This window comes from Shimia sp. MIT1388, assembly GCF_047124445.1.
In the GTDB taxonomy this organism is placed as follows: Bacteria; Pseudomonadota; Alphaproteobacteria; order Rhodobacterales; family Rhodobacteraceae; genus Shimia.
Genome location: NZ_CP138921.1, coordinates 3,188,259 through 3,200,976 on the forward strand (window position 1 = coordinate 3,188,259; position 12,718 = coordinate 3,200,976).

Annotated in this window: 12 protein-coding genes; 6 read left to right on the forward strand and 6 right to left on the reverse strand. The window is 57.2% G+C overall.

The window, feature by feature from the left end:
* Nucleotides 1–15: 15 nt before the first annotated feature.
* From SIB92_RS15785 to SIB92_RS15800, 4 genes are all read right to left on the reverse strand, one after another.
* The gene (locus SIB92_RS15785; protein WP_412552941.1) at nucleotides 16–1,665 is read right to left on the reverse strand and encodes a mechanosensitive ion channel family protein; all 1,650 of its coding nucleotides are present in this window, start codon (nucleotides 1,663–1,665) and stop codon (nucleotides 16–18) included.
* 135 nt (nucleotides 1,666–1,800) lie between these two features.
* Nucleotides 1,801–2,823, reverse strand: a complete 1,023-nt coding sequence (locus tag SIB92_RS15790) for a M48 family metallopeptidase (protein ID WP_412552942.1) — start codon at nucleotides 2,821–2,823, stop codon at nucleotides 1,801–1,803.
* A gap of 11 nt (nucleotides 2,824–2,834) precedes the next feature.
* Nucleotides 2,835–3,845, reverse strand: a complete 1,011-nt coding sequence (locus SIB92_RS15795) for a YjgN family protein (RefSeq protein WP_412552943.1) — start codon at nucleotides 3,843–3,845, stop codon at nucleotides 2,835–2,837.
* Nucleotides 3,846–4,024: 179 nt separating this feature from the next.
* A complete protein-coding gene (locus SIB92_RS15800) occupies nucleotides 4,025–5,251 on the reverse strand; it encodes an argininosuccinate synthase (RefSeq protein ID WP_412552944.1) in 1,227 nt (408 codons plus the stop codon).
* Between the two features lie 151 nt (nucleotides 5,252–5,402).
* Between SIB92_RS15800 and SIB92_RS15805 the strand changes: the two genes are divergently transcribed.
* Together SIB92_RS15805 and ilvA are read left to right on the forward strand one after the other, a co-directional pair.
* Nucleotides 5,403–6,131, forward strand: a complete 729-nt coding sequence (locus tag SIB92_RS15805; protein WP_412552945.1) for a hypothetical protein — start codon at nucleotides 5,403–5,405, stop codon at nucleotides 6,129–6,131.
* 50 nt (nucleotides 6,132–6,181) lie between these two features.
* Nucleotides 6,182–7,420 carry a threonine ammonia-lyase IlvA gene (ilvA, locus tag SIB92_RS15810; RefSeq protein ID WP_412552946.1) on the forward strand — a complete coding sequence of 413 codons (1,239 nt, stop codon included), beginning with the start codon at nucleotides 6,182–6,184 and terminating at the stop codon, nucleotides 7,418–7,420.
* Nucleotides 7,421–7,633: 213 nt separating this feature from the next.
* Here the strand turns inward: ilvA and SIB92_RS15815 are convergent, their stop codons facing one another.
* Nucleotides 7,634–7,957: an Hpt domain-containing protein gene (locus SIB92_RS15815; RefSeq protein ID WP_412552947.1), complete on the reverse strand. Its 324-nt coding sequence runs from the start codon at nucleotides 7,955–7,957 to the stop codon at nucleotides 7,634–7,636.
* A gap of 165 nt (nucleotides 7,958–8,122) precedes the next feature.
* On the opposite strand from SIB92_RS15815, the gene SIB92_RS15820 reads away from it, so the two are divergent.
* Nucleotides 8,123–9,394, forward strand: coding sequence for a PP2C family protein-serine/threonine phosphatase (locus SIB92_RS15820; protein ID WP_412552948.1), 1,272 nt, complete (start codon nucleotides 8,123–8,125; stop codon nucleotides 9,392–9,394).
* Between the two features lie 6 nt (nucleotides 9,395–9,400).
* Here SIB92_RS15820 and SIB92_RS15825 read toward each other — a convergent pair whose 3' ends face one another.
* Complete coding sequence (locus tag SIB92_RS15825) at nucleotides 9,401–9,838, reverse strand: NUDIX hydrolase (RefSeq protein ID WP_412552949.1); 438 nt, start codon at nucleotides 9,836–9,838, stop codon at nucleotides 9,401–9,403.
* Nucleotides 9,839–9,916: 78 nt separating this feature from the next.
* On the opposite strand from SIB92_RS15825, the gene SIB92_RS15830 reads away from it, so the two are divergent.
* Genes SIB92_RS15830 through SIB92_RS15840 form a run of 3 tightly spaced genes read left to right on the forward strand, consistent with a single transcriptional unit; the run spans nucleotide 9,917 to nucleotide 12,679 of the window.
* Nucleotides 9,917–10,933, forward strand: a complete 1,017-nt coding sequence (locus SIB92_RS15830; RefSeq protein WP_412552950.1) for an Hsp33 family molecular chaperone HslO — start codon at nucleotides 9,917–9,919, stop codon at nucleotides 10,931–10,933.
* Nucleotides 10,917–11,525 carry a CoA pyrophosphatase gene (locus tag SIB92_RS15835; protein ID WP_412552951.1) on the forward strand — a complete coding sequence of 203 codons (609 nt, stop codon included), beginning with the start codon at nucleotides 10,917–10,919 and terminating at the stop codon, nucleotides 11,523–11,525. The genes SIB92_RS15830 and SIB92_RS15835 overlap by 17 nt, the downstream gene beginning before the upstream one ends.
* Nucleotides 11,522–12,679, forward strand: coding sequence for a CCA tRNA nucleotidyltransferase (locus SIB92_RS15840; RefSeq protein ID WP_412552952.1), 1,158 nt, complete (start codon nucleotides 11,522–11,524; stop codon nucleotides 12,677–12,679). Before SIB92_RS15835 ends, SIB92_RS15840 begins: the two co-directional genes overlap by 4 nt.
* The last annotated feature ends 39 nt before the right edge of the window (nucleotides 12,680–12,718 follow it).

Below are 12,718 nucleotides of genomic sequence, written 5' to 3' on the forward strand. Positions count from 1 at the left end.
TTTGTTGGGAGCGTCTTATGTTTTTTGTGCGGCGGCCTCCGCTGCCGCCTCATGCGCGAGGGGTTCATCCCACTCAACTTCGGAAATCTTCAAATCCGGCGTGTCGGTTTCATAGTTCGGCGTCATAATCTGAACGCCATTTTCGTTAAACACATCGGTGATGTTCTTGTGCAAGTCGCTCAGCAACAGCGGCAAAGATGACCCGCGCGTGGTGAACGCGTTGATCTGGTAGTTGGTCGCAAAATCCAACAGCCCGGTGATCAACACAAACGGCTCCGGTGACTTCTTCAGGCCCTTCGTGCGCCGCGCCGCTTCAATCAGCATGGCTTCGACCTTTTTGCGAGGTTCCTCGTAGCCAATCCCGACAGTGGTGTGCAGTAGCAATCCTTTGCCATCGATCTTGCTGGAGTAGTTGATCACCTCAGAAGACAGCAGCGTCGCATTGGGGATCGAGATCAGCTCGTTCTTGACCGACCGCAAATAGGTTTCCATCAGGCGGATTTGCATCACATCGCCATAGTGATCGCCCACCCGTATGCGGTCCCCGACGTTCATCGACCGTTTGTAGAGCACAAACAGGCCCGCCAGCACGTTGGAGATCACTGAGTTGGATCCCAAGGACACCATCACCCCTACGAGAATGGTCAGCCCCTGAAAGGCCGCCGAGTCCGACCCCGGAATATAGGGGAAGCAGATCACCGCCGCTGTGAGGACAATGCCGCCGCGGATCAGATTGTAGGTTGGCCAAACCCAGTGATCCTCGAAGGATTTTAGCTCAATCACACCCTGCTCAACGCTTTGGAAAAACAGAAACACGCCTTTGATCATCCAGCGCGCAATCGCGGCGATGATCAGGATGGTGATCAGATTGGGCATGTAGCTGACAAAGCCGAGCAACAATCCAATGATCGGGTCTGTGACATAGCGGATCAGCAACGCCGCAATTGGTCGCGTGTTGGGGAAGGAGTGCAGGACAAATGACAGGTAGTAATAAAACCCGGTGAACAGTGTGATGTCGACCAGCAGCCGGATCAGGAATTTGGCGATGTTGGACACCGCTTGGCTCTGCACAATGTCGCCCGTGGCTTCCTGAATCCCCCGTGTGCGGTGCTCAACGATACCGGCCACCAGTCGGGGCACCCGCCGCCGCAGCCACAACAGAATGCCGCAGTAGAAGGCAAACACTGCCGACCACGCCAGCGCCGTCAACGTGCTTTGGGAAAAGGCCTCATCGGTGCGGTTGGCGCGATAGCGCAGAATGGCTTCCTCGATGGCTTCCGCATGCAGCGCGGCCACCACCGGCAGTTCCATCTGCTCATAATCGGCATCGGCCTGGGTGGTCACACTGACCATCACCCCATCGGCAAAGATCGTCTGGCCCAACTCGCCCCGCTCAATGCCCATGACCACCGTGGTTGTTTCGCTGCGTTCCGCCACCTCGACCACACGTTTGGCCACCAACGCGGCGCGCTCTTCGGCAGGCAAAGCGGTGGAGCCGCGTACGGCAAACAGCTGCTCCCCGTCCACTTCCACCGCCTGCACAAAGACTTCGTCGTCCACCGCCGGCGGGCCTGTGTCCTCAACCTCTTCTTCTTGCGCCCAAGAGATGCCAACGCTCAGCAGCAGGGCCGCAAAGATGCGCAAAAATTGCGTGAGTATCCCCATCCCAACTGCCTCCCCGGCGCAGTCCGTGCCTGTTGAAAACGTCTTTTTAGAAACGCTAGCCGCCATGTCGCGCTTCTCAAAGGATTTTCTGAGCTCTTCAGGATGGGTACGCAGCTGTTAGAGCCGCCCTACAGCTCAGTCTTGCGAGGTGATCGCCTCGATCCGGCTTTCGAAGGAAGGATGTGAGGATAGCCATGGCAGGTCCAACTGCTCCGCCTCAAGCGCCTGGAAAAACCGTGCCAATCCTTTGCCGTCAAACCCTGCCTCGGATGCCAAACGCACGCCGATCTTATCGGCCTCGGCCTCATGGTTTCGCGAAAACGACAGACGCACCAAAAGCTGCCCCTCCAGGGCGATGTCTTCCAGAACAGGGCCCAAATCCCCGGCGATCATCGCTAGAAGCACATAGACGGACAGGCTGCGATACAGTTGTTTGAGACCATGGTCCTGTAACGTGTGCGCCAGTTCGTGGCCCAGAATACCGGCGATCACATCCGCATCCTGGCCAAAGTCGGTGGCAAGTTGGTCGGTCACAACAATGGTGCCCCCCGGCAGGGCAAATGCATTAGGCCCCATGTCGGGCACGTCCCGGAACAAAAGTTCGAATGCGCGGCTGTCTAATTCCCGCTTGGGCACTTGTGCCAAGATGGCGTCAAAAATTGCGCGCACATCTTCCTGATCGGAGGTCGTTAAAGCGCTGGGTTCCGCCATCAGGAAATCGATGCTCTGAAGCGTGCCGCGATCCATCGCATCCCGGATCGTCTCCGGCGTCATGTACACCGCGACCGCGACAATCAAGGTCAGCCCGTGTTTCCAAACCAGCCAGGTCGCCAAAACTGCACCAGCCACAACCGCAATCATGCGCGGCTGCATGTCTTCAAAAAACCGCAGTATGCGGTTGCTGTCCGCCTCACCAAAAAGCGCGACGTCTGCGGGATCGTCAATCTGGATCAGCCAGTTGTCTGGCAAGTAAATCTGGCGTGGGCCGCTGCCTGCCGCTTTATCCACGCGTACCGCAGACAACGCGCAGATCAACATCACTTTACCGGTTGCGATGTCGACCAACTCCAGCGTGTCTGCGGCGTGGCTTAGGGTCACTTTGGCGTCAAACCGACGGGAGGAGCCGGGGTAAAACCCGATTCCCTGAACGGTTTGCACGCCGGTCACCATCAGATCGCGATGCCCAGATCGACACCTTCGATGTCGGAATAGGCGTCACCAATCGCGCCCTGATCTTCGATCAACTGACCGTGGAAGTCGTCAATCGACCCATTGGGCAGCGCTTGCGTATTGGCGGCCATATACCGGTGCAGGCGCACCTGGGCCCAAGGCAACAGCAGACCCAAGGAGAAGACCGTGATCAGCAGGTTTGTCAGGATCAGGGTCAGCAGGCCGCCAACCGTGATGGTGGAGCGGAAGCCATGTTTGCCAAGGGTGGTGTTGGCATACACGTGATTGCGGATCATCGCTTGATAGATTGCGCCGCCAATCACAACCGCCGGCAGTAGGATCAGGTATCCGATCATAATTTGCGCCGGGTCCACGGTCTGGAACGATCCGCCCGCCATCAGAGCAAAGAAGCCGACAAAACCGCCGACAAAGAAGACGGCCGAGATAAGGAAGGCTTTGTAAAATGGCCCAATAGCACTGTCGAATTCAAAGCGTGTGTTGCCCAGCGTGTGGCCGCCGATGCCAAAGCGTTGGGTGGCGCGCGACAGGAAAGGGAAGGTGGTATACAGCGTCAGGAGCACCAGAATGGGCAGACCCATATAAACCTTATAGGCACTGCCCACCTCTCCCAGAAAGTTGAAGCGCACATTGGACCAGCTGCTGTTGCGCGCATTAAACCGGGCGCTGCGGACGATCAGATAGGGAAAGGCCAGAAAAATACCAAGCGCCATCAAAAGGGCGACCGGCGGCAGAAGGGCGGACATGATCGCATAAACCACCAGCGCACCAACCACGATCAGTCGGCCAATCAGGATGGTTTTACCAGTAGCGTGATAGTCAAAATTACGTCCGGCTACATAGGTGTTCTGGTAAAAATATTTTTTGGTCCGCACTTTGGCCCAGGCAGAGTAGATGCCCAGCGTCACAATCGACAAAAGTACGTTTACAATCCAGATGCCAAAATACTCTTTCGCGTTGCCGCGAAATTCAAATTGTTCAGTTTGATCCATTGGTTCGCTCATTGGTTGTTTTAATGCGGCGTACCTAAGTAAACTTGTAAATTTTTTTAAGGGCTTTTCTTAAAGTTGAAGCACCAGACGGGGTGTGGTGCATTTTGGCAACCCAAAGTGCGGTAACCGGACACAAAAAAGCCCGCCACAATGGGCGGGCTTTCTCGGATTGTGTTGGCTTATACGTCGGTGCGTTTGTTGCGCATCGCAATCAGCTTCAGACGCAGCGCTTGCAGCTGGATAAAGCCCGCAGCGTCTTTCTGATCATAGGCACCTGCATCATCCTCAAAGGTCACATGCTCTTCAGAATAGAGCGAGTGGTCAGACCAACGGCCCACGGTGGTGGCGCTGCCTTTGTAGAGTTTCACGCGCACAGTGCCGGTGACATGTTCTTGGCTCTTGTCGATCGCCGCCTGCAGCATCTCGCGCTCCGGGGAGTACCAGAAACCGTTGTAGATCAGCTCTGCGTACTTCGGCATCAGCTCATCTTTCAGGTGCATTTCGCCACGGTCCATGGTGATGGACTCAATGCCACGGTGCGCCTCAAGCAACACGGTGCCGCCCGGGGTTTCGTAGATGCCACGGGACTTCATGCCCACAAAGCGGCCCTCTACGAGGTCCAGACGGCCAATGCCGTGCTTGCCGCCATATTCGTTCAGTTTGGTCAGGATGGTCGCCGGGCTCATCGCCTCGCCATTGATGCTGACCGGATCCCCTTTTTCAAAGCCGATTTCGATGAACTCCGGCTCGTTTGGCGCGTCCTCAGGATGCACGGTGCGCTGGTAAACATAATCCGGTGCGGCGATTGCTGGATCTTCCAGAACTTTGCCTTCCGAGGAGGTGTGCAGCAGGTTTGCGTCCACAGAGAACGGCGCCTCGCCACGTTTGTCTTTGGCCACCGGAATCTGGTGCTGCTCTGCAAATTCCAGCAGTTTGGTGCGAGAGGACAGGTCCCACTCTCGCCAAGGTGCAATCACCTTGATATCCGGGTTCAGCGCATAAGCCGCCAGTTCGAAACGCACCTGATCGTTGCCTTTGCCGGTTGCGCCATGCGCCACTGCGTCTGCGCCAGTGGCTTCGGCAATCTCAACCAGACGTTTGGAGATCAACGGCCGCGCAATCGAGGTGCCCAGCAGGTACAGACCTTCATAGACCGCATTGGCGCGGAACATCGGGAAAACAAAGTCGCGCACAAACTCTTCTCGGACATCTTCGATGTAGATGTTCTCTGGTTTGATGCCCAGCAGTTCCGCCTTCTGACGCGCTGGTTCAAGCTCTTCGCCTTGACCCAGGTCCGCGGTGAAGGTCACCACCTCACAGCCATATTCGGTTTGCAGCCACTTCAGGATGATCGAGGTATCCAGGCCACCGGAATAGGCCAGCACAACTTTCTTCGGAGCCGACATTTTTCTTCCCTTCGTCCATATAACGTTCGCGCGATAGCGGTTTTTGGGCCTGTGGGCAAGGCGAGCAGATCGCCGCACTTGCTTTTATAGGGCCAACTCTGCTCTATTCGCGCGAACTGATAGCAAAAAAACCAACCTAAAGAGGAAATTCATGCAGGGGTGGAAACTGTTCAAACATGCGTTGCGCATGGTGATTGGAAATTGGCGTGAAGTGTTGCGCATTTTTTTTGTGCCAATGATTTTAGGGATCGTTGTCTTTTTCGCGTTCCTCTTTGGGGTCACATTTTTGCTGGGTGAAGGCGTTTTGCCTGTATTCGCATTTGCTGCAATACTGGCTTATGTTACCGTCGCCTCATGGTGCATCGTCTCTTGGCATCGTTTTGTGCTCCTCGAAGAGCGACCGACAAAATGGCTTCCACCGTTTGATTTCTCCGCGGTGGTTTTCTACTTCCTGCGCGGCTTCGGCTTGGGTCTGATATTTTTTGTCTTAGCCATGCCACTACTTCTTGTTGTGGTTCCATCTCTGGAGGCTTTTGGTGCGTTTGCTTCCATTATTGTTGCTATTGCAGTGTTGGTTGGCGTCTCAGTCTTCTGTATGCGTTTGTCGCTTGTTCTACCTGCGGTAGCGGTGGATGAACCGATGACGATGCGTGAGTCCTTCGCGGCAACGAAGCAGGCGACACTGCCCTTTGCGGGGCTTGTAGTGACATACGGTGCGTTGCAAGCGGGACTAAATATGATGTCAGAATATTTTGCGGACACAGAAAACTTGCTCGGAATGTTAGCTACATTTGTTGGACTGATCCTCTTTGGTCTGATCAACATTAGCCTGCTTACAACCTTCTATGGCCACTATGTCGAAGGCCGCGCGATCGACTGATCTGAGCCCTTCCCCTTGCCAAACCCTCTGGCTTCGGCCACTCAGGGCACATGAGCGAATTTCGTAAATGTGCCCGCACTGCCGAAGCCGCCATGCGCAGCGTTTTTCCCGCCACGCCTCTGCAGCTGAATGCCCACCTCTCTGCCCGCTTTGGTGCCGACATCTGGCTCAAGCGCGAAGACCTCACGCCTGTACGGTCTTACAAGCTGCGCGGGGCGTTCAACGCCATGCGCAAGGTGCGCACCGAAAACCCCGATCAGCGGATTTTTGTCTGCGCCAGCGCGGGTAACCACGCGCAGGGTGTGGCCTATATGTGCAAGCATTTTAATGTGATGGGCGTGATCTTCATGCCGGTAACGACGCCGCAACAGAAGGTTTTCAAGACCCAGGTTTTTGGCGGTGACAACGTCGAAATCCGCCTTGTTGGCGACTATTTTGACGACACCCTGGCGGCCGCACAGGCCTATTGCGCCGAAGCCGGTGCCGAGTTCCTGTCCCCGTTTGACGACGAAGACGTGATCGAAGGCCAGGCCTCGGTGGCGGTCGAGATCGAAGATCAACTGGGCAAAACGCCGGACCACATCATCCTGCCGGTGGGGGGTGGCGGCCTGTCATCTGGAGTCTACAGCTATTTCGGCGCTGGGCTGCAGTACACGTTGGTGGAACCTGAGGGCGGCATGAGCCTTGCCGCTGCTTTGGAAACCGGCGCCCCAACCACTTTGGCGCATGTCGACAGCTTTGTAGACGGTGCCGCCGTGGCGCGGATAGGCGACAAGACCTTTGCCTGCCTAGCCGATCTCAGCCCGGAAGATGTGGTGGCCGCTCCTGAAGACCGCATCTGCGCCACCATGCTGGAGATGCTCAATGTCGAGGGCATTGTGCTGGAACCTGCCGGAGCTTTGGCGGTGGACGCGCTCACCGACGTGGCGGATCAGATCAAAGGCAAAACCGTGGTTTGTGTAACCTCGGGTGGCAACTTCGATTTTGAGCGCCTGCCGGAGGTCAAGGAACGCGCGCAGCGTTACTCAGGTGTCAAAAAATACTTCATCTTGCGTATGCCTCAGCGCCCGGGCGCCCTGCGCGATTTTTTGGAGACCTTGGGCCCGGAAGACGATATTGCACGGTTTGAATATCTCAAGAAATCTGCGCGCAACTTTGGCTCGGTTCTCATAGGCATCGAAACCCGCAAGCCGGAAAACTTCGACGCTTTGTTTGAGCGGATAGAAGCTGCCGGCATGACCTACACCGACATCACCAATGACGAGACGCTGGGTCAGTTTGTGCTCTAGCGCACCAGGGCGTTTTGCTGAAGCAATTTGGGGCAACGTCGCTACTGGCCAAATGCGAGGTCGCCAAGGGCCAGTTGCATGGCCTTTTGCATAGCTGAATAGCAGCCCAACACTGCATCGAAACACACAACGATTCGCCCAGGGCACTTCTTGGGCGATCACATCTCGTACCGTAAGTTTCTGCCGTTTCCGGCCGTATCAGGGGGCTGCCTTTCAGGCGGCGGCGAGTTTTTGCGCAAACACGCCTTTACTTTCCTCAAACGAGGCCAGAATCGCAGGCACATCTACAGTGTCGCCTTTGCCAGCGGCAGCGGCCGCTTCACCGGCTTGGCACAGCTGCGAGAAGGTTTGGAAACCAAGGTTTAACGCACCGCCTTTAAGAAAGTGCAGGTCCGCTTCGAGATTGGCAACATCTGGGTTGTCACGAAGGCGCGCAATCACTTCCTCAACTTCGTCAAGAAAGAGTTCCACCACTTCACCAAAGTCTTCCGCGCCGATTTCGTCGCGCAGTTCTTCTACTCGTTCCCAGTCAATCATGGGCATTTCCTCATCATTCACCCCTCGACATTGGCAGAAAAGTGTTAACAAATCCTACACGATAAAATTTGAACTATCTCATTTTTACTTTTGACGGCATGTTAAGTAGCAAGACCATAGTTGTGTTACGAAAGAAGTCAAAACTTGTGCAAAGGTCAGGGAAGCTTGTCGGCCAACACTGTTCAATCCGCTGAAAAGACTGACGCGCCTGATGTGGGCGTGATCAAACGTGTGCTGTTGGTCGATGACAGCCGCGTGCAGCGTCGCATCCTGAGCCTGTCGCTCAAACGGGATGGTTATGATGTGATCGAAGCCGCCTCCGGTCAGGAGGCGCTCGATATTTGTCGTGAAGAACTGCCAGATCTGATTCTATCGGATTGGATGATGCCCGGCATGTCCGGTTTGGAATTCTGCCGCGCCTTCCGTGAGCTCAGTACAGACACCTATGGCTACTTCATTCTCCTGACGTCCAAGAGTGAAAAAACCGAGGTTGCTCAAGGGTTTGATGCCGGTGCGGATGACTTCTTGACCAAGCCTGTGAACGGCTACGAGCTGCGCGCGCGGATCTCCGCGGCGGAGCGTATCCTGCGCATGGAGCGGGAACTCACCGATAAGAATAAAGTGATCTCCGAAACGCTGGACGAGCTTCAGCGTTTGTATGACTCGCTGGACAACGACCTGCTCGCAGCCAAGAAGCTGCAACAATCGCTTGTACCCGAACGGTTCAAGGATTTTGATCGCGGTGCGGTCTCGCTGCTTCTGCAATCCTCGGGCCACGTGGGGGGAGATCTGGTCGGCCACTATAAAATCAGCGACACACGAATCGGTTTGTATGCAATCGATGTGTCCGGCCATGGAATCAGCTCTGCGTTGATCACGGCGCGACTCGCTGGCTACCTATCGGCGACTTCGCCGGAGCATAATGTGGCGATGCAAGTATTGTCGGATGGCAGCACGACTCACCTGCCGCCCGCCGAAGTTGTTGCACGTCTTAACGAAATCATCCTCGACGAGATGGAGACCGAGCACTACTTCACCATGCTGCTCGCCGATGTCGATCTTGCCACAGGACACGTTATCCTTGCACAGGCCGGTCATCCGCATCCCGTGATTCAGCGCGCCGATGGCTCCATCGAGCAAGAAGGCCCCGGTGGTCTGCCGGTTGGCCTGATCCCCGGCGCGGAGTTCTCGCAGTTCAGCATCGACTTGAACAAAGGCGACCGTCTATTCCTGTTGTCTGATGGCGTGACCGAATGTCCGGACACCGGCAATGGTCTGCTGGGCGAGGAAGGTCTGGAAGCTCTGATGGTGGATCTGGCCGGTCACGATCTTGAGGACACGCTGCAAGCCATGGTCTGGAAGCTCGACGAGTTCTCCGGTGGCAAAGGTTTCCCGGATGATGTCTCCGGCATCCTGCTGGAATATCGCGGCGACTAAGACACGTTACCGCAGAAACTGCGCTGCAAAATGCCGATCTCCTGCGTTGCCCAGCCGCGCGGTGGCCTCCGCGACGCCCATCCACACTGCTTCATGTCCCGGCTCACTTGGCGGGCCAATCCGCAGGGTGGGTGTTGACACATAGATGGTACAGAGTTTCTCTGCCCAAAGGTCATACTCCGGCATAAACGTAAACCGCCGAAACGCACCCAACCGGCGCGGCTTGGCAATGCGATAGCCAGTCTCTTCAAACACCTCCCGCATCAAGGCCACAACCGGGCTTTCCCCCGGATCAATACCGCCACCTGGCAGCTGAAACTCCGGCACAGGTTCCGCTTGATGGGTCAGCAACATCTGCTCCCCCTTGAGCAGAACCGCATAGGCCCCAGGGCGCAATTTATAGGTCACATCCCGACGCGGCGGTGTTCCGAAACGTGGTATCATGCGTGAAACCCCTTTTTATCGCCCTTGCTGGCCCTATATGGTCGCGGTATGGCAAGGGAAGGCCGATAAGGAAACCCCATGAAAGCTGCAAGCACAATTGCCTGGGACGACACAGTGCTGCCGTTCCAGTTGGACAACTCTGATATTCGCGGGCGCGTGGCCCGTCTTGATGGCGTGCTCTCTGGCGTCCTCAAACAGCATGCCTATCCGGAAAAGGTAGAGGCGCTGGTGGCCGAGATGGCCCTGCTGACCGCATTGATCGGCCAGACCGTCAGCCTGCGCTGGAAGCTGTCGCTGCAGGTGCAGACCAACGGCCCGGTGCGGATGATCGCCACCGATTACTACGCGCCGCAAAACGAAGGCGAGGTGGCCCGCATCCGCGCCTACGCCAGCTTTGACGAGGAGCGCCTGACCGATGGCACCCCGTTTGACCAGCTTGGCAATGGCTACTTTGCGGTGTTGATTGATCAGGGCGACGGCATGAAGCCCTATCAAGGCATCTCCGGTCTGGTGGGCGGCTCGCTGCAGGCGTCTGCTGAGGCGTATTTTGCCCAGTCTGAACAGCTGGCGACACGCTTCTCGCTGAAGTTTGGCAAATCCACCGAGCCTGAGGTGGGCGAGCATTGGCGTGCCGGCGGCATCATGCTGCAGCACATGCCCAAGGCCAGCCCCGAAGTGTCTGGTGAAGGCGGCAGTGGCGAAAGCGGCTACTTGCTGGCCAAAGACGTGGTCAATGAGGAAGACTCCGAGAACTGGAACCGCGCCAACATCCTGCTGGATTCGGTGGAAGATCTGGAAATGATCGGCCCCTCTGTGCCGCCAACCGATCTCTTGGTGCGTCTGTTTCATGAGGAAGCGCCGCGGGTTTATGATGCGCAGTCGGTCAAATTTGGCTGCACCTGTTCCGAAGAACGCGTGCGCCAGTCCCTGTCGATCTATTCGGCACGGGACATCGAAAAGATGACCACGCCAGAGGGCCGTGTAACGGCGGACTGTCAGTTCTGTGGCACGCACTACGATCTGGATCCGGCCACCGTGGGCATGCCGCCCAAGGATCGTTCCAAAGGCGGCAGCGCTGATGCCGCAGGCGCCTGATCCGCTTCAAAACATCAAGGCCGCGCTGTCTCGGGAGAGCGCGGCCTCTTCTGATTTTGATCTCAACCCCGATGTGGTTTTGCCCAAGGGCCGTAAACTGCGCCCCGCAGGCGTGCTTGTGCCGATTGAGGTCAAACAAAACATCCCCCATGTCATCCTGACCAAACGCGCCAGTCACCTGAAACACCATCCGGGGCAGATTTCCTTTCCCGGGGGCAAGCAGGATGAGGGTGATGCAGACGTGATCGCCGCCGCCCTGCGCGAAGCGCGGGAAGAGATTGGTCTACCGTCCAACCATGTCGATGTACTAGGCACCTTGCCCACGCATGAAACCGTCACAAGCTTCATGATCACACCGGTTTTAGGCCATGTTAGAGACGCTTTTGACGTAATCCCGGAGCCCGGCGAGGTCGAAGAAGTCTTCTCCGTTCCGCTGGCCCATGTGACCGACCCGGCGTTCTTCTCGATCCAATCCCGTCGCTGGCAAGGCCAACGCCGCCATTACTTCACCGTGCCCTTTGGCCCCTATTACATCTGGGGTGCCACCGCCCGCATTTTGCGTGGTTTGGCAGAGCGGGTGTCTGGCACATGAAAGTCACCGGAGATTGGCTCACGGCTGCGCCAACACAGGCGGTTTGCGCCATGTTAGAGACACGTGGACACCAAGCCTTGCTGGTGGGCGGTTGCGTACGCAACGCGCTTTTGGGCGCGCCGGTGAATGACATTGACATCTCTACCGATGCGCGCCCGGAGCGGGTAATGGAACTTGCCAAAGACGCTGGGCTCAACGCGATCCCCACCGGCATCGACCACGGCACCATCACGGTGGTGGCCGACGGCATCCCACACGAAATCACCACTTTCCGCCATGATGTGGAAACCGATGGCCGCCGCGCGGTTGTCGCCTTCTCCGACAATGTCGAAGACGATGCCCACCGCCGCGACTTCACCATGAACGCGCTTTATGCTCGATCTGACGGCACCGTGGTGGACCCCTTGGGTGGCATTGAAGATCTCAAAGCCCGCCGCCTGCGCTTCATCGACAACGCTGAGGATCGCATCCGCGAAGACTACCTGCGCATCCTGCGATACTTCCGCTTTCACGCCTATTACGGTGACCCGGCCGAAGGCATGGACCCCGACGCGCTCGCGGCCATCGCGGCCAACATCGACGGTCTGTCTTCTCTGTCTCGTGAGCGAGTCGGTAGCGAGACCATAAAGCTGATGGGTGCCCCTGATCCGGCCCCGGCTGTGGCGGCCATGCGCCAGACCGGTGCCCTGACAGCCATCCTTCCTGGCACGGATGACCGCGCTTTGGCGCCCCTCGTGCATCTGGAAGAGATGCATGCTGTGGCCATAGACCCAATCCGCCGCCTGACGGTTTTGGGTGGCGACAACATTGCCGAGACACTTCGACTATCCAAAAAGGCTGCGCGCCATCGAGACGTGCTGCGCAACGGGATTGGATCGTCCGAACCCCCCGGCGCGCTGGGCTACCACCACGGCGCCGAGGCGGCGACGTCCATCTTGCTCTTGCGCGCGGCTGTTTTTGAAATGCCGCTGATGCCGGATGATCTGGCCGCCGCGCAAAACGGCGCGAAGGCGCAGTTCCCGATCCGCCCGACGGACCTGATCGCGCGCTTTCAGGGCGCGGCGCTGGGCCGCGCGCTCAAAGAGCTCGAATCACGTTGGATCGCGTCCGGCTTCGCGCTGACAAAGCCCGAGCTTCTGGACTCGCTGTCCTGACGCCATCCCGCTGATCCGGCCTGCGTGTTGCGTCGCCAG